13 protein-coding genes and 1 pseudogene are annotated in these 17,931 nt (G+C 38.8%); 8 read left to right on the top strand and 6 right to left on the bottom strand.

Annotation, left to right across the window (positions count from 1 at the left end):
* Positions 1–4 precede the first annotated feature (4 nt).
* The 3 genes and pseudogenes from AC1M86_RS00465 to AC1M86_RS00455 form a co-directional block, all read right to left on the bottom strand.
* Positions 5–706, bottom strand: a pseudogene (locus AC1M86_RS00465) (ABC transporter permease); the annotation flags it as partial.
* A 116-nt stretch (positions 707–822) separates the two neighbouring features.
* A complete protein-coding gene (locus AC1M86_RS00460; RefSeq protein ID WP_481606997.1) occupies positions 823–1,794 on the bottom strand; it encodes an aliphatic sulfonate ABC transporter substrate-binding protein in 972 nt (323 codons plus the stop codon).
* Positions 1,795–2,087: 293 nt separating this feature from the next.
* On the bottom strand, positions 2,088–2,441 hold the full coding sequence (locus AC1M86_RS00455; protein ID WP_180027646.1) for a hypothetical protein: 354 nt from the start codon (positions 2,439–2,441) through the stop codon (positions 2,088–2,090).
* A 283-nt stretch (positions 2,442–2,724) separates the two neighbouring features.
* Here AC1M86_RS00455 and AC1M86_RS00450 point away from each other — a divergent pair, with 283 nt between their 5' ends.
* Positions 2,725–3,489: a 3-hydroxyacyl-CoA dehydrogenase gene (locus AC1M86_RS00450; protein ID WP_481606996.1), complete on the top strand. Its 765-nt coding sequence runs from the start codon at positions 2,725–2,727 to the stop codon at positions 3,487–3,489.
* Between the two features lie 58 nt (positions 3,490–3,547).
* On the opposite strand, the gene AC1M86_RS00445 is transcribed toward AC1M86_RS00450, so the two are convergent.
* On the bottom strand, positions 3,548–4,474 hold the full coding sequence (locus tag AC1M86_RS00445; protein ID WP_481606995.1) for an N-acetylmuramoyl-L-alanine amidase: 927 nt from the start codon (positions 4,472–4,474) through the stop codon (positions 3,548–3,550).
* A 240-nt stretch (positions 4,475–4,714) separates the two neighbouring features.
* Between AC1M86_RS00445 and AC1M86_RS00440 the strand changes: the two genes are divergently transcribed.
* From AC1M86_RS00440 to AC1M86_RS00420, 5 genes are all read left to right on the top strand, one after another.
* Positions 4,715–5,494 carry a HesA/MoeB/ThiF family protein gene (locus tag AC1M86_RS00440; protein ID WP_481586996.1) on the top strand — a complete coding sequence of 260 codons (780 nt, stop codon included), beginning with the start codon at positions 4,715–4,717 and terminating at the stop codon, positions 5,492–5,494.
* A 39-nt stretch (positions 5,495–5,533) separates the two neighbouring features.
* A complete protein-coding gene (locus AC1M86_RS00435) occupies positions 5,534–6,832 on the top strand; it encodes an ABC1 kinase family protein (protein WP_481586997.1) in 1,299 nt (432 codons plus the stop codon).
* A 119-nt stretch (positions 6,833–6,951) separates the two neighbouring features.
* Positions 6,952–7,332 carry a dihydroneopterin aldolase gene (gene folB, locus AC1M86_RS00430; RefSeq protein ID WP_481589834.1) on the top strand — a complete coding sequence of 127 codons (381 nt, stop codon included), beginning with the start codon at positions 6,952–6,954 and terminating at the stop codon, positions 7,330–7,332.
* Positions 7,289–7,726 (top strand): 2-amino-4-hydroxy-6-hydroxymethyldihydropteridine diphosphokinase, encoded by a 438-nt coding sequence (locus AC1M86_RS00425; protein WP_481606994.1) that lies wholly within the window; start codon positions 7,289–7,291, stop codon positions 7,724–7,726. Before folB ends, AC1M86_RS00425 begins: the two co-directional genes overlap by 44 nt.
* Before the next feature lie 164 nt (positions 7,727–7,890).
* Complete coding sequence (locus AC1M86_RS00420; protein WP_481606993.1) at positions 7,891–8,439, top strand: DUF2799 domain-containing protein; 549 nt, start codon at positions 7,891–7,893, stop codon at positions 8,437–8,439.
* Between the two features lie 28 nt (positions 8,440–8,467).
* Here AC1M86_RS00420 and coq7 read toward each other — a convergent pair whose 3' ends face one another.
* A complete protein-coding gene (gene coq7, locus AC1M86_RS00415; protein ID WP_481588376.1) occupies positions 8,468–9,103 on the bottom strand; it encodes a 2-polyprenyl-3-methyl-6-methoxy-1,4-benzoquinone monooxygenase in 636 nt (211 codons plus the stop codon).
* 4 nt (positions 9,104–9,107) lie between these two features.
* Entirely contained in the window at positions 9,108–10,427 is a 1,320-nt protein-coding gene (locus tag AC1M86_RS00410; RefSeq protein WP_481606992.1) for an MFS transporter, read from the bottom strand.
* A gap of 176 nt (positions 10,428–10,603) precedes the next feature.
* Here AC1M86_RS00410 and AC1M86_RS00405 point away from each other — a divergent pair, with 176 nt between their 5' ends.
* Positions 10,604–13,360 carry an autotransporter assembly complex protein TamA gene (locus AC1M86_RS00405; protein ID WP_481606991.1) on the top strand — a complete coding sequence of 919 codons (2,757 nt, stop codon included), beginning with the start codon at positions 10,604–10,606 and terminating at the stop codon, positions 13,358–13,360.
* Positions 13,361–13,403: 43 nt separating this feature from the next.
* Positions 13,404–17,927 carry a translocation/assembly module TamB domain-containing protein gene (locus AC1M86_RS00400; protein ID WP_481606990.1) on the top strand — a complete coding sequence of 1,508 codons (4,524 nt, stop codon included), beginning with the start codon at positions 13,404–13,406 and terminating at the stop codon, positions 17,925–17,927.
* Positions 17,928–17,931 lie beyond the last annotated feature (4 nt).

The following is a 17,931-nucleotide window of genomic DNA, read 5'->3' as shown; positions in this document are numbered from 1 at the left end:
TGATTCATCTTTTGATGACATCACGCCATAACAATAATTTTGATTCAAATACTTTCATTATGGTATCCGTGATTTTTCCCAATATTGCCAATAAAATAATAGCAATGATCACAATATCTGGACGCGATGTTTCACGTCCATCGCTTAATAAATATCCAATACCTTGCGTTGCTGCAATGAGTTCAGCGGCAATCATGAACATCCAAGCTAAACTCAAACTATTGCGCAAGCCTGTAAGGATAGATGGAGAAGCTGCGGGTAAAACGATTTGGTAGATTTGTTGCCAGCGATTCAGTCTATACACTTGAGCCAACTCAATCAATTTTCGGTCGACACCATGAATACCAGCCACAGTATTGGTATAAGTTGGAAAAAAAGCACCAATCGCAATGAGGGTGATTTTTGAGGATTCATCAATACCAAGCCATAACAAAAGGAGGGGAATCCACGCAAGACTAGGAATTGACTTAATTGCAGAAAAGGTCGGTTCAATAAACTCTTCTACATGGCGATTGAGCCCAACCAAAACTGCAAAAAATAGTGCTAAACCACTACCAATAGCAAACCCTAAAAACACTCGCCATGTACTTGCCCAAATATGTTGACCTAAATCATTCTGAGCAAATTCTTGCAGGGAAACAAATAAGCTACTTGGTGCAGGTAGCAGATAAGGTTCAACTACACCACCTCGAACCAAAATTTCACACAGCAGTACCAGTAATACAGGGAGGAAAATACCTTTCAACCATTTATTTCCTTTTGTCGACAGTTGTGATTGGACATTGATATTCCGATGCTCAATCGCTTTTTCACTGATCGCCATTATTTTGTCACCAATTTTTGAGCGAATGAGGCATTAAATAACTGTTGAACAACTTGATTTACATTTGTTCCTTTACGAACTAAGTCTTCTTCAGTCAAGATTTTGCCGGATTTTTGTAGTGCATTAATATGTTGGGCTGTAGGAATGTTTTGATTAAAGTCAGTACGCTGAAGCTGAAGTTTTGCAACCTCTAAAGGTAGTTTAGCTTCAGTGGCGAGTAACTGCGCCAGTTTATCTGGATTAGCTTTTGCCCATTTACGTGCTTGCTCATACGCTTTAATTACGGCTTCAATTGCTTCTGGGCTAGATCGAGTAAATGGCTCTTTGACGCTTAACACGCTATAACTATTAAAGCCTACATTACGATAAAGCAGTTTTGCACCCGACTGAACTTGAGCTGATGCCATCAAAGGGTCTAAGCCAGCCCAAGCATCCACTTGTTTACGTTCTAACGCCGTTTTGCCATCTGGATGTTGCAAATGAACAAGCTGTACATCTTTTTTATTCAATCCAACGGTATCTAAAGCTTGTAGCGTAAATAAAAATGGGTCAGTTCCTTTTGTTGCGGCAATTTTTTTACCTTTTAGATCTTTTAAGGATTTAATCGGGGAGTCTTTTGGCACGACTAAAGCTGTCCATTCAGGTTGGCTTTGGATATAAACTGTTTTAACAGGGCTACCATTGGCACGACTTAATACAGCGGCAAGACCAGCAGTTGAAGCAAAATCAACATTGCCGCTATTGAGATATTCTAAGGAGCGATTACTGCCTTGACTAAATACCCATTTGATTTTGGTATTGGGTAAAGCCTTTTCTAATAGCTTTTGATTTTTAACCACTAAGCTCGTAGGAGCATAATAGGCATAATCCAGTTTGATTTCCTTAGGAAGTGCGGCATTGGCTCCACTATGAACAACACTAATTGCTAAACCCAACAGTCCTAATTTCAATGGAGATATCGATTTTTTCATTAAAGTACCTGATTTAATTCGCTAAATTTTCGATATAAATAGCCTTTCAGGTGATTTGTGACAAAAAAGAAAATGAGATATTAAAAGAACAAATTTTGATAAAGTTAAAATTATGAGTTAACAAATTGAAATCAGATCAATATTTTATAAATATTGTGGTTTTGTGAAAATATAGTGATTTATCAGAACTTTATATAAATTAATGCAATGAGATGAAGGTCACATAATTTAATATAGCAAGGCTAAGAGTGAAAATGAGACCAAACCATATCAGCTTGATCTCAATACTCACATTATACGAAATACTCAGTTGAAATATCGCTCACTTCAAGAAGGTCTAATGAGTCTGACTCCAAAGCCAAGCATAGCGCTACTACCTTTAAAGTGTCCGAAATTTTTGAAGCATCTTTTAACGCAATACCAGATTTCAGTTCATTAAGACGCTCAGTTGAAATATCTAATGCAAGTGCAGTTTCACTTGCATCTTGAGTGTCTAGGAATTGATTGATTGCATTTTTTAAATCTATTTCAGATGCATTCAGAATGCTCATTTGAAGCTGCTCTGTAATTTGATCTGAATCTTGATTAAGTGCATGGGGGAAAGTTTGAGCAAAATTTTGCTCTAAGACATCGATCATTTTAAACATGATTGAACCTTTAGGAGATATGGCAAACTGCCGAAATGAATAAGATTAAAATAGTCTAAATATTAGCCGAATTCAAAAGAATAACGATGACTGTATGGTTTTTAAATCATGTCACTAAAGCAAACTTAACTGTAATGTGTGATTAATTTTTTATATTAAATAAATATTAAATTATAACTATTTTGAATTATTTAGACCAATTGGTCACTGAATAAATTGAATCCGTATTAGAGGAGGATTACCCTAAAGCCAACTTAAAACTAAAAAAAGGATAATGAGATTTATGAATATTCAAGGAAAAGTGATTGTTATTACAGGTGGCGCTTCTGGGTTAGGTGCGGCGACAGCAGCTTATCTTCAACAGCAGGGTGCTCGTGTGGTAATTGTTGATATGAATGCATCTTTGGGCGAGCAGACGGGTCAAGAAATTGGTGCAGAGTTTATTCAACTAGATGTAACTGATGAAAAAGCAGTTGAATCATTCTTTGCACACATACAAGGAAAATATGGACAATTAAATGGTTTAATCAACTGTGCTGGTATTGCACCATCAGCTAAAGTGCTTGGTCGTGATGGCCTGCATGCCTTAGATATGTTCCAAACAGTACTGAATATCAACGTCAGTGGAACCTTTAATATGTTGCGATATGCTGCGCAATTAATGTCACAGTATGCGCTTTCGGGGGAAGAGGAAGAACGCGGTGTCATTGTGAACACGGCTTCAGTTGCTGCTTTTGATGGTCAAATTGGTCAGGCTGCATATTCTGCATCTAAGGGCGCTGTTGTTGGTATGACTTTGCCATTGGCGCGTGAGTTAGCACGCGAAAAGATCCGTGTTATGACTATTGCACCTGGGATCATGGAAACTCCGATGCTTAAAGGTCTTCCGCAAAATGTGCAGGATGCATTGGGACAGATGGTTCCATTCCCACCACGTTTAGCTAAACCTGAAGAATTTGCGAAACTGGTTGGACATATCTTTGAAAATTCGTATTTAAATGGTGAAGTGATTCGATTGGATGGCGCAATTCGTATGGCGCCAAAATAATATATGAAAATCAGTTTAGTCTTCACTTAAATAGACGACTAAACTGATCTCAGATGCTTTATGGTGTAATCGCCGGACGAGCTACATTACGATACTTCTCAAGTAATGCATCAAGGCGGGCTACAGTTTCAATATCCGCGAAACCATCATATTTCTCAGGATAAAAATGCATTTGGAATGCGGATACAACATTTTGAGTGACTTGATCGTATTGACCAGTGACAGGAATGTTATATCCGTATAATGCCAATTTGCTTTGTAACGAAGCAATATCATTCTTCCAAGGATGATAAGTACGATAATAATTTACAGTGTCGTTATCGTACCAAGCACCGATGTTATAATCTTCATATAAACGTTTCCAAGGAAATAGCGGACCTGGATCAAATTTACGACCTGGAGAAATATCACTGTGCCCCAAAATTCGGTCGGGTCTGATCTCGTATTTTTTAGTAATTTTTAAAATAATATCTGCAAGGACTTCGATTTGTTGTTTTGATGAAAATGGATACCATCGACGTTGCATCAAAGGGAGTTGTTCATCGTCTGCAGGGAAACCGAGATTTTCAATTTCAATGCCGATACTTGAGGCATTCAAACTGCTGTTGGTCTGCCAAGAACTCGTGCCAGCATGCCAAGCTCTTTTATCATCAGGCACAAGACGGTACACAGTAAATTTACCATTGGTTGGTAATTCGGGTACAAAATAGTGACTACTGGCAGGGAAATTAGGATCTTTAAACAAAGCCAATGTTTCGTCTTTAGATACTGCTGTGTAGTGCAGAATCAAGAACATTTGCCGATTGTCTTGATTGGGTGAAGCATTCTCTTCGTCCAGATCATAAAGCGTGCTTTCTATATATTCTGGTTGGGTATCCGAACCTTGATTGACGTATGTAATGTTGGTGATCTTTTCATCTTTACATGCCGTCAGGAATAAACTCGAAACTAATAATGTAGCGAGTGCAAAAATTTTTTTATTCATAAGTATGACTGTCATTTATTGGAGTTAGATGTTTTTAAAATTAATTGCTAGTGAAGCAATTATTGAGATTATGTTTATTAATAGTACAAAATAAAATAAGAAAAATTAAACAAACCTATTCGAATTGTAACAATAAGGTACAGATCTTCTAGGGTAAAAATTATCTTCAGAATTGTATGAATAGACTGCTTATTTATTCGGTATCATAGGCTTATACAAGCATGTAATCAGGGTGTTTAGGTGAGTGATAGCATTGAACTGAGTGATGTTGAGCTACAGTTGTACGCAAGACAAATATTACTAGAGGATTGGGATATTGATGCACAAGAAAGATTAAAGCTGTCCAATGTGCTTATTATTGGTTGTGGTGGAATAGGGTGTTTGACTGCAGAGTTATTGGCGAGAGCAGGCGTGGGTAAATTGACACTCATCGATGCTGATACTGTAGAAATTAGTAATTTACAGCGACAAATTGCCTTTGATCATCATGATGTGGGTTTTTACAAAGCTGAAGTGTTAGCCAAGAAAATTTCTCAAATTAATCCTTATATTAAGATTGAATACATCAATACTAAATTTGATTTTAATAATGCTGCCGCACTGATTACACAGCAAGATCTTGTGTTAGATGGTTGTGACAATTTTGAAACCCGTTATTTGGTCAATCAAATGTGTAAGGATGCGAATGTTCCACTCATTAGTGCATCTGCGATTGGTTTGCAGGGGCAGTTATTTATGGTGGATGGTGAATCAGCATGTTATGAATGTCTTTTTCCTAAAGAAGATCATGCAGATGAGAGTTTAAGGTGTGCAGATTCAGGAGTTTTAGCAACAACTCCTAACCTGATGGCAAGTATGCAAGCACATCATGCGCTATTATATCTGGGGTTAAATTTAACACCATTAAAACAGAAGATCCTTCTATGGAATGGAAGGAACATGCAACAGCGAATTTTGAATTTTGACAAGGATAAAGAATGTCAAATCTGTCACATCAGTCAATCCGCAAAGACAATTTAATTTGCTACACTCAACATATCGAAATTTAATATCGACATTATGAAAAATAATATTTGGTTAGATGGTTTACGCTCAGTGGCCCGTGTAGGTGAAACTGCGGTCATTGCTGCGCGAGCAGGGATTAAATACGCGACAGAAAAACCGAGTAATGCGAAATTAATGCGCGAAACTTTCGAGTCACTTGGTTCAACGTATATTAAGTTGGGACAGTTTATTGCCAGTACGCCTTCATTATTTCCACGTGAATATGTTGAGGAATTTCAAGGGTGTTTAGATCAGACACCTAAACTCCCATTTAGCTATATTGAAAGTGTTTTGAATGCTGAGTTTGACGGTCGCGATTTAGGTGAAATTTTCGCATCTATTGATGAAACGCCATTAGCTTCTGCTTCGATCGCACAAGTGCATGCTGCTAAATTGGTGAGCGGCGAAGATGTCGTGATCAAAGTCCAAAAACCTGGTGTTGAAACTATCCTTTATACGGATTTAAATGTCCTACATTGGGCGACCAAGATTCTAGAGAAGGCAGTTCCTAAAGTAAAATTTGCTTCACTTGCGGATATTGTTGAAGAAATCAAAACACGTATGGTTCGTGAAGTTGATTTTATTGAAGAAGCAAAAAATATTGATGATTTTGTTAATTATCTGCACATTACTCAAAATACTAAAGCGACTGCACCAAAGGTATATCATCAATATTCAACACGTCGTGTCCTGACAATGCAGCGTCTTTATGGCGTGCCGTTGACGGATTTCGATGTGGTTCGTCAAGTTTCTAAAGACCCATCACAGGTTTTGATTACTGCCATGAACACATGGTTTGGTAGTTTGATGATGTGTGAAAGTTTCCACGCAGATTTACATGCTGGCAACCTCATGCTTTTGGATGATGGTCGCATTGGATTCATTGATTTTGGTATTGTGGGACAATTAAAGCCTGAAGTATGGACGGCATGTATTGCTTTCATGGATGCATTGCAAAATACCAATTATCCATTGATGGCAGAAAATATGCTGAAAATGGGCATGACCAATACGCAAATTGATACAACAGTTTTGGCAAACGATTTAGAGCGATTATTCAGTGGTGTACTCACAGCTGATCCTCAGCAAATTCTGTCATCTAATCCAGCCGACTTAAATGACATCATGATGGATATGGTGGCTGTAGGTGAGCGTCATGGCATCCGTTTTCCACGGGATTTCGCATTGTTGTTTAAACAAATGCTTTATTTTGATCGTTTTATGAGAATTCTTGCGCCGTACACTGATATTTATGCAGATCAGCGCTTACAAATGGTACAAACAATCGATCCTAATCTTTTGTTGAAACATTAAATCTTAAACAAGTGTTAAAATATCACAGCAAATCCTCAATAGAAGAGGATTTGCTTTTATCGCCTCCCGTCAAGCGTGCTATCACTGTTTGATAGTTTACGAAAAGGTCATGATTGAAGATGGATTCCATATTAATTGAAGGATTGAAAGTTGAAACAGTCATCGGATGTTTTGACTGGGAACGGCAAATCATTCAACCATTATTGCTTGATCTTCATATTGCGACTGATTTAGAGCAGGCATCAAATTCAGATCTTCTCGCTGATACTTTAAATTATGCTGAAATTTGTGAAATCGCGACTCAGACGATTCAAAAAGCTCAACCTGAATTAATTGAATTTGCTGCAAAAATTGTCCTCAAAGCTTTGTTTGAACAATATCCAGCAATTGAGTCTATCCAAATTACTGTGCGTAAGCCTGCTATTATTCCACAAGCTAATTCAGTAGGAATTCGTCTTGAAAGACACCGTAATGATTTATGCGCTAGCATTGGCGAGTAATAGCCAACCGCACAATCATCTGGTGAATGCATTAAAACAAATTGCGTCATTGGGATGTATTACGCGTTCTCCTATCTATGTCATACCTTGTCGAGATGGTGTTGGACAAGATTATTGGAATGCTGCATGTTTATTAGAATCAAAGCGGCAAGTCAATGAAATTACCAATCTTTTAAAAGCGCTGGAAAAAGCTTCTGGTCGAGTCCGTCCGTCACATGATATTTCTTTGGATGTAGATCTCATTGCATGGGGAAATACGCTCCAAAATATGCAATTTAATCCAAAAAAAATGCCATTAGCCTTAGATGTTAAAATTCCAATGTTTGATATTTGGGAAAATCCATTATTTGAGCATGAAGCGCATCATTTTCCTCAAGTGTCACTAGATGGTTAATTTTCTAAAATAGGATGAGTTTCGCCGAATAGTCCATCGGTAGCATTGATCAAATATGTCTTTGATACGGAAATAGGCTGTGATGTAACAATAATCAGCTTCTTTTAAATGGACTAATTTTTATAATACGCCACTTCAAAATAAATAAGCTCCATATCAAGAAGATGTATAAAATTATTGTGTTAAGCGCAATTTTGGCGTTCCTCTCAGGTTGTGCAACGCTTTCCCCTCAAGAGTGTCGAACTGCTCAATGGTCGGAAATAGGTGAAAAAGATGGAAGCAGTGGTTATTCGTATCGCATTGTTAAACATCAAAAAGCCTGTTCAAAAGTGAATATTGAACCTGATCACAAGTTATATGAAAAAGGTTACCAACTTGGGCTTCGTTCATATTGTCAACCCGAAGTTATTTTCGATGGAGCTTTGGATGGAAGAGGTGGGTATAGGGTTTGTCCATCAGAGTTACATGCCCAATTAGCACCCTTTTATAATGTGGCCGATCAGTACTATCGTTCTAAGAAAGACAAAGATGCTAAAGATAAAGAAATTGAAACTTATCGAGACTACTTACTGGATGACAAAATCACCAAAGAAAAGCGGGAAGAGTATCTTAAGAAAATAAAGTCCTTAAAGCAGGATAAATTGCGGTTAGATTTGAATTTCAATCATGCTGAGCGTGAATTAAATAAGTTTAGACGATTCCATCATCTATAAAAAATGCGGCCCATGAGCCGCGTTTTTTTTAAATATAATAACTTGTTTTGGTCATGAGTTTGGATATACCCGTCATTGCGATTTTGACCGCAGCTGGTAATTCCACACCACCTGCATTTAGTGCAGTATCTCGATGTTGAAGTTCATCCTGATTCATCTGTGTCAAAATTTGACGAGAGCGTTCATCATGCGGTGGGAGTTGGTCAAGATGGTGTTGCAAATGCAGACTCACTTGGCGTTCAGTTTCTGCAACGAAGCCTAAACTGTATTTGTCACCAGCAATACCTGCAATCGCACCCATACCAAAAGAAAGACCATACCATACAGGATTGAGTAGACTTGTATGACTATCTAACTCTTTTAAACGATCTTCACACCATGCTAAATGATCTTGTTCTTCAATCGCGGCATGCTCCATTTCACGACGAACATTAGGCAATTTAGCTGTCAATGCTTGACCGTGATAAAGCGCTTGAGCGCAGACTTCACCACTGTGATTAACACGCATGAGTCCAGCAACATGCCTTGCTTCACTCACTGCGAGATGAGTCTCTGCTTGACTTGCTGGATTTTCACGTTGTGAGGTGGTGGTGCCTGGTACCAAACTACGCAGTGCTTGATCAAATGAATGGATAAATTTATCTAGACCTGTGTAGTGACGCATAACCTTAATCCTCTAAATCAATTTGAGCATTTTTTAACATTGGTTTTAAGCGTGTTAATAACCAAATCGTGTACAGAGCACTCAATATTGCTGTAATACCGAATAGAATCTTAATATCAATACTTAAGATACTTAAAATAATAATGGAGAATATAGCAGAAGACACCATGAATACTGCATTCATAATGTTATTAGCAGCCACTACGCGAGCACGATGTGAACACGGTGAATAGGCTTGCATCATGGCATACAGCGGAACAATATAAAAACCACCACTGATCCCTAATAAAGTAACTGCAATCATCACATGATAATAAATCATACCAGAATTAAACATGTCTGATATGCCAATAAAATCTCCAGTCCTTTCAGGAACAAAGGCTAAACTTCCTGCTAAATAGAAGGCGAAAACGGTTAAGCCTACTGCACCAATAGGCACCATTTTAATATTGACCTCTGAGCCACCAATTTTTCGGCATAGCAATGAACCTACACCAATACCCACAGAAAAAAAGGTAAGGAGGAGGCTAACCACATTTTCGTTGGCATGAAGATTTTGCTGAGTCATTTGAGGTATTTGAGTTAAATATGTCGCGCCATAAAACCAATACCAAGAATTACCCAATAAAATGGTAAAGATGAGGGGTAAGCTTTTTGCATAACGTATGGTTTGAAAACTGGTTCGAAAGAAATTCCAATCGACATTGATATGATTTTCACGGACTTTTTGTTTGAGAATGAAGCGACTACAACTATAACCAAGTATCGCGATGGTCACGACCGTCAGGCTGATCCAAACTAAGTTACCTTCAGAGTTTGAAATCACTACACCACCCAAGATCATCCCCATCAATATTGCAATGGAAGTACCTGACTGGAATAAAGCATTACCCGACATCAATTCATTCGGTTTTAATATTTCAGGGAGAATGGCGTATTTAATCGGTCCGAAGAAGGTACTGTGTGTACCCATGAGGAACAATGCTAATAACAATAGCCATAAATTGCCGAGTAAAAATCCAGCAGTACCAATCAGCATAATCAAGATTTCAAGCAATTTGATATTACGAATCAAGAAAGAGCGTTCGTATTTGTCTGCAATTTGTCCTGCAGTCGCTGAAAAAATGAAGTAAGGTAGAATAAAGAGAAGTGCAGCTAGATTATTCAGTGTGCTTACGCTTGCGGTCTGTTGTTGAATCCAACCATAGGTAATGACGAGCAATAAGGATTGTTTAAAGACATTATCGTTTAAGGCCCCAAAAAATTGAGTCAAAAACATAGGTAAAAAACGGCGCGAACTCAGTAGATGCTCTTGTTTTTGCATGACAATTCAGCTTTTTTAAAAATTATTAAGAAATGTGATGATTTAGTAACAATATCGGAAAATCATGTATCATATTTTCATCCTAAAAATTTTGAAAATACTAGAAATTTGATTCAGTTAGCTTGAGTGAAAAATCTGTATTTTCTATTTAAAATATAAAGTATTCAGAGCGCAGTATGCCATCGAAAACACAATTTAAAAAATCATTACTTTCCCAATGTGTACAGCACACATGGATATCAAATGATATCAATAAATGGTTATATGCAAGTGTTTTTTTAGGTGCGCTTTCTTCACCTGTATTATTTGCAGCCGACACAGTGATTTCAAGTCAGGAGCTTGAGCCTGCGACATCCGTACAAGCCATCGAAAATAATAAACAAAAAATTGAAAACGTTGCGCAACAACAGGGATTATCAAAAGAGAAAATTGAAAGTATTGATCAAAAAATAGATCAGTTGAGTGGGCAAGATGATTTTAATAGTTATGAAATGCTTCAGCAGCAAGAGCAATTGAGTCCACAAGAGCAATTCAAGCCGATAGAATTTGATGATTTGGAGTTGCTGCCTGAGGAGAGTGTGGACCCTCGACTTGCCAATGAAATTTTATCAGTCGCTGAAGAAGCCAAGCAGGAAGCGCAAAATTTCAGATCGGGATTGACGACTCCAGCCATTCAAGTACAAGATCTACCTGCGAATGACATTTCAGAAGCTGAGTTAACAAAAGCGCCAGTCAACATTGATCAGTTGATGCAAAATATTCAGTCTGATCGTCAGATTGAGGTGTCTGAAAATATGGAAGGACGTTCATTATCCGTTCAAACCCAAGAACCTGAAAATAAAGAACCAGAAAAAGTAAATGTGTTTAAACGCATTTTCTACAAAATACGTCCTCCACGTCTTAATCAGCCCGCTGCTGTTCCACGTATTACCGCAGATGTTACGGGCGCACCTAAACCACTCGCGGACAATATCAAAGCAAAGTTATCATCATTCACTGTTGAGTCATTTTCAGATTTCAATGCTGCCGTCCCGCAACTCCGTAATATGACTGTCCAAGCTGCACAAGCCGTAGGTTATTACGATGCTGAATTTAAGTTTGAAAAAGTCAGTGATAACCGAGTGCGTGTCAATGTCACACCTCATAATCCAGTAGTGGTGCGAGAACAAAATATTGAATTTACTGGGCCTGGGGAGAATCTTGCTCAATTGCAAGTGATTCGAGTGCTTCCTGATTTGGAGGTGGGTGATATTTTCGATCATGGTAAATACGAAGCGACAAAAGCTCGAATCATTGAAGCGGCGAATAACAACGGTTTCTTTGATTATTATTGGCGAATGCACGATGTCATGTTGGCCCGCCCTCAAAATCAAGCAGATATAAATTTGAAGATGGAAACAGGTGAACGTTATAAGCTGGATGATGTGCAGTTTAGAATGAGTGATCCATCAAAAAAATTACCGATTCGTGAAGATATTTTAAGAACCTTAGCTCCTTGGCAAGAAGGTGCAGACTTTACCGCATGGCGTGTAAATGTATTAGCCAACAACTTAACCAATTCACGTTATTTTAACTATAGCCTTGTTGACGCTGTTAAACCTGATCCAATTATTAAGCCGCTTGAACTCGCACCTGATTTGCAGGCTTTAGTGGATGAGCAAAAAATTGATAGAAGTTTATTAACAGGTCAAGAAAAGGCTGAACAACAGGCAAGTTCATCAGAAGAAGTCACGCAGAATGTGGCAGATGAAACTCAATTTGCGGGTGGAAATGAACGTCGTACTTTGCAAGAGCGTAATGATGCTGATAATCAAGCGCAAGCCAAGCAGGAAGAAACTGAGCGTTTACAAGCCTTAGCACGTGAAGAGAAAAAAATCCCTGTCATCGTGACATTGAATGCGGATAAATTAAATAGTGTTGAAGCGGGTATTGGTTATGGTACTGATACCGGTGTGCGCTTACGAAGTCAGTACCGCCGTTCTATTGTGAATGAACGTGGTCATTCATTTGATGCAAACTTGGAGTTGTCACAAGTCAGACAATCGATTGATGGTCGCTATAATATTCCATATAAACACCCATTAAATGATTATGTCAGTCTAGTTGGTGGTTACGAGCGTGAAGATCGTGATGAAATTGGGAATGGATTAAATCTCATTGTGGAATCCGCCGTTGCCGGAGCTGACAGAATTATTAAAGGTGCGCGTCGTGATTGGCAGCATATTTTTGGTGTGCGTTATCGTCTAGATCGTATGACGATTGAAGGTGATATTCCTGAGACACTTGACCCAGATACCAATTGGGATGAAATTCCAGAGTTCGTCGTTGCAACGGGTAATGATGAGCAGCAATCTTTATTACTTGGTTATGAAGCCACTAAAGTCACCAGTGATAATCGATTAAATCCGACAAAAGGATTTAAACAAAACTACAAAATCCAATTGGGGAGTGAAAGCCTGCTATCCGATGCTGATATGGCGATTGTAAATGCGAACTGGAAATTTTTATATTCATTAGGCAGTAACAATGATCATCAATTCATTGGTGGGGCAAACCTCGGTTATATCATCACAGAAGATTTTCAAAAAGTGCCCTATAACTTGAGATTCTTTGAAGGGGGTGACCAAAGTCTACGAGGCTTTGACTATAAGAGTTTGTCCCCTGTGGAATTTGGATATAAAGTCGGAGGTCAAGCGCGTGCGATTGGGACTTTAGAGTACAATTACCAATTTAAAGAAGGCTGGCGCGCCGCGTTATTTAGTGATTTTGGTAATGCTTATGATGAAAAATTTACCAATGATACTGAATATAGCATAGGAGCAGGAATCCGCTGGAACTCTCCAATTGGTCCAATTCGTCTAGATGTGGCATCGGGGATATCTGATCCTGGTAAACCGATTCGTCTACATTTCTTTATCGGGCCGCAACTTTAATATTTAAGATAATAAAAGTACTCAATCATTTTTTGGAATAAGTATGGCTGAAGACATCGAGCAGCAACCTGAGCAACAACCTGATCAAAACGTGACGCCACAGCGAAGTTTATTACGCCGTGTATTGCTGATCATTTTATTTATTCTGATCTTTTTTGTGGCTTCGCTTGCCGTAATGTTTTCAACAGACAAAGGCAGTAAATTCTTACTTGACCGTGCTTTGTCCACTCAACAGATTATTCAGTATGAATATGAAGGTGGAAATTTACTTCAAGGCATTATTCTAAAAAATGTATTGGTGACGCTGAAATCAGTTGATGTGAAAATTGATAGAGCTGATGTCACTTTGGGTTGGCGTGCCATATTAGATAAAGAAATTCATTTGAATCGTGCCGATGTCCGAAATTTGCGTGTCATTAACAAGTCACCGCCAAGTGATGAGCCATTTAAGTTTAGTGAAATTAAACTCCCTTTTGTTTTACGTGTTGATCAAGCCGATATCGATCAATTGGTCATTCAGACTTCAAGTTCTAAAGTACAATTTAATGACATTATCCTAAACGAAGCACTATGGTCAGGTACTGAGCTTAAGTTTGAAGATTCGCAGTTTGATATGGGTTATTTGTCTGTAAAAAAAGCAACAGGTCAGATGGATTTTAAAGGTAAATATCCGTTAGATGCGCAAGCGGTTGTAAGACTCCCATCTTTAAAGTCGATCAACGTTGAGGATATTTATGTCCATGCAAAAGGCTCTTTAGATACCATTCAAGCGGGCATTGCCACACGTACCCCTGATTTATTAACAGGTTGGGCAGTGGTACATCCAGTTCGAAAAAATGTACCAATGCAAGGTGCTTTAAACTTTAAAGATTATCACTGGCCTTTAATGCTAGAGCAGGAGCTCTTATCTAAACAAGGAGTTGCTAAGTTTTCTGGAGATATCCAACGTTTGAATTTGGATATTAATACCGATATTTCTGGTAAAAATATTCCTCAAGGACAATATACTGCGCTGGCGCATACAGATCTCGTCAATCAATTGAATATTTCAAACCTCAATGGCCAATTGATGAATGGGGCGCTGAATCTTGCGGGTGTCTTAGGATGGAAGGATAAAGTCACTTGGGATGTGCAAGGTCGCTTAGATAAAATCAATCCAAAAGATAAAGTGATTCCACAAGTGGTGCAAGATTTTCTGCCAGAACGTTTGGATGCCAAAATCGCCTCAGCTGGGTCGTTAGAGAAGGGATTAGCTCTCACAGCACTTATTGATTTTGACCAATATGAAACATGGAATTTAAATCTTAATCAAGCTGAACAAAAAAATAATAAACCGAATCCGATGTTGCTAGATGTCGCTTGGAAAAATATTGATCGTGCTGTTCCGTACATTGGTTGGTTAAGTAGTGAATCTGGGGATGTAAAACTTGCTTTAGTTGAAGGTCAACAAAATATTCATGTGGCAACCGTAGTTGGTGCAAATGAAAAAGGAACTTTACCTGCTGGCAAATACAATGCCCAATTAGACCTTAAAGGGAATGATCTTCATGTTCCTTCATTTATCTATCAAGCAGATGGAAAAGGATCTTTACAAGCAAATGCCAAGGTTGAATTACCATCTGATCAAAGACAGTTGAAGTGGAATGCGGTGCTTAATGCAAAAGACTTTAATCCGCAAACCATCAGTTCTGCTGCTCCTGTAAATTTATTAAATGGACAAATTCAAGCGAGTGGCTTTGCTCGACCTAACCAGCAAATTATTCAGTTAAATCAGATCAATCTTTCAGGTCAACTTGCCAATCAAAATCCACCGGAAACAATTAAGCTGACTGGCTCAAGTACAGCAGCCATTCTTCTACATGATGAAAAGTCGGGTGGTGGCTTTAAAGGCTTCGCAGTAAATTATGATGGTGCATTACATGCAAGCCAACTGCCACAAGGGGATGGTCAGCTTAAAATACGTGTAGCAGGCACACCTCAGCGCATCAATATTTCCGAATTTAAACATCAGGGTGCTGCGGGTCAGATCAATGCCAATGGTTTAGTCAATTTAGCCAATGGAATCGGATGGGACATTAATGCTTCTTTAATACGCTTTAAGCCTCATTATTTTGTTTCAAGTGTTAAAGGGGAAATTTCAGGTAATGTCAAAACGGATGGTGTTTGGTCAGATCGTTTGAAAAAAATTAATATTGATCGACTCAATCTCGCTGGCATGATCAATAAAAAACCGCTGAGAGCAAAAGGTAATCTTGCTGTTATTCTTAATTCGAATCAGACAGGTTTCCTACCACAACAGTTTGAAGCCAATAATTTGTATTTTGTGTATGCGCAGAATCAGATTCAAGCCGAAGGGAATGCTCAGAATCTTCGCGTTAAGATTGACGCGCCTGCATTATTTGAGCTTTATCCTGGTTTACGTGGTCGTGCGCAAGGTTTTGTTAACGTGCAGTCTCAACCGAGATTGTCTGCAACTGCGAATGTGAGGGTGAATAACTTTGGTTTCAATGATCTTGTCAGTATCAAATCACTCAACATCCAAGGGGAATTACCAACTTCAGACACAGTGCCTACTGCATTAACTGCAAGAATGGACAGTTTAAGAAGTGGCAATCGTGAGATTCAAAACGCTGAAGTCTCAATTGCTGGTACACGAAAAGCACATTTATTGAAAGTGCAAGCCTCGAACAAGCTGTCTAAATTTTATGTGCAACTGGCAGGTGGATTTAATCCTGCGAATGATTGGTTAGGTCAAATTCAAAAAGGTGACTTTGACTCTGCACGGGTGCATTTAAAACAGGCCCAATCTGCCCCTGTGATTTATAATACTGCGAAAACAGAATTATTTGTGGGTGCTCATTGCTGGACCAGTAATCAAAGCCAACTTTGCTTTGATCAGCCCTTACGTGTGAGTAAGACCAAAGGTAGCGCTTCATTTATGAGTCGGAATTTAGATCTTGGTGACTTTGCCGCATTTATGCCTGAAGGTTTCGCAATTACAGGTAAATTGGATGGTTATGCTAAAGCGTCTTGGGGGCAAGGCATTCAACCAAAAATCGATGCCAAACTTGTTACGCGTAATGGTGTTGTCGGTCTAGCAGCTGCCGATCCTGATGATATCAGCACTACAATGAACTACGATGAAGTAAGTCTTATTGCGCGAAGTATTCGTGAAGGATTATTACTTCGTGCTGATTTGAAAGCTCCGAATATTGGGACTGGATATGCAAATGTTGTGGTGAATCCATTTGTTGATTCGAAACCAATGCGTGGTGAAGTTGCTCTGAGTCAAGTACAACTGAAAATTTTAAAACCATTCATTTCGGATGTGCGTAAAATCGATGGTAATTTATCCCTTGCGGGTAAAATCAGTGGGACATTGACTCAACCGTTATTTAACGGCGAAATGCGACTTAAAAATGGTTCAATCAGCATGATTTCGTTACCTGTTAATCTCACGAATATTCAGCTGTATTCATCTATTCGTCAAAACCAAGCGACGATCGATGGCGCTTTCAATAGTGGTCGAGGTGTGGGTAAGTTAACGGGTGATATCGATTGGAAAAATGATCCTAGAATTCGTTTAAAACTCAAAGGTGATAATTTATTTATTCGCCAAGCACCATTAATCACAGCTGTTGTGAACACTGAAATGGATTTAGATGCACGTCCTGTCAGTAAGCAGTTAACTTTGAATGGTAAAGTTGAAGTTCCGCGTGCGCTGATTTCAATGCCAGAATCGAGCGCATCCGTAGTGCCTTTATCCGCCGATGTTCGAGTAGTACGTGAAGGTGATAATCAACTCGCGGTACTTAAGGCTGCAAAGCCATGGGATATCCGCGCTGACTTAGAATTAAATTTAGGAAACCAAGTGATTTTCCAAGGCTTTAATAGTCGTATTCCATTGCTTGGGCGAATTTACTTAACGCAACGCGGTTTAGAAACTGCCATGCGTGCCAATGGTGCGATTGGTGTAAGTAAGCGCGTTACTATTGAAGCTTATGGGCAGTCTTTAGAACTAAGTCGTGCAATTGCGCGTTTCAATGGTGCATTGTCTAACCCAACCCTTGAGGTTGAAGCAAGTAAACTCATTTCAGGCAGTACAGTTGGTGTGCGTGTTACTGGAACCGCAAGTAGTCCAAATATCCAAGTATTTAATGATGCGGGATTATCTGAACAAGAGGCGATGAATGCCTTGATTACAGGTCGAATCAATGAAGGTTCTAGTAGCTTGAGTCAAGCAGAAGGCTTTAAATCAGATGTGAACAATACCATTGCTGCAGCGGGGATTAGTTTAGGGCTTGGTGGTACACGTGCTTTAACCAATCAAATTGGACAGACATTTGGGTTAAGTGGTCTTGCTCTTGATGCGCAAGGAACAGGCGATGATACTCAAGTGAGTGTGACAGGTTATCTGACCCCTGATTTATATATCCGTTATGGTGTTGGTGTGTTTACGCCAGTCAATAAATTGACGCTACGATATCAGATGAACCAAAGACTCTATCTGGAAGCAAGTCAGTCTTTAGAAAAAGCCATTGATATTTTCTACAATTGGCGATTCTAAAAGG

The organism is Acinetobacter sp. ANC_7654 (genome assembly GCF_056779855.1).
Note: the sequence above shows the minus strand (reverse complement) of the source record. Positions and strands in the feature narration are given on the sequence as shown.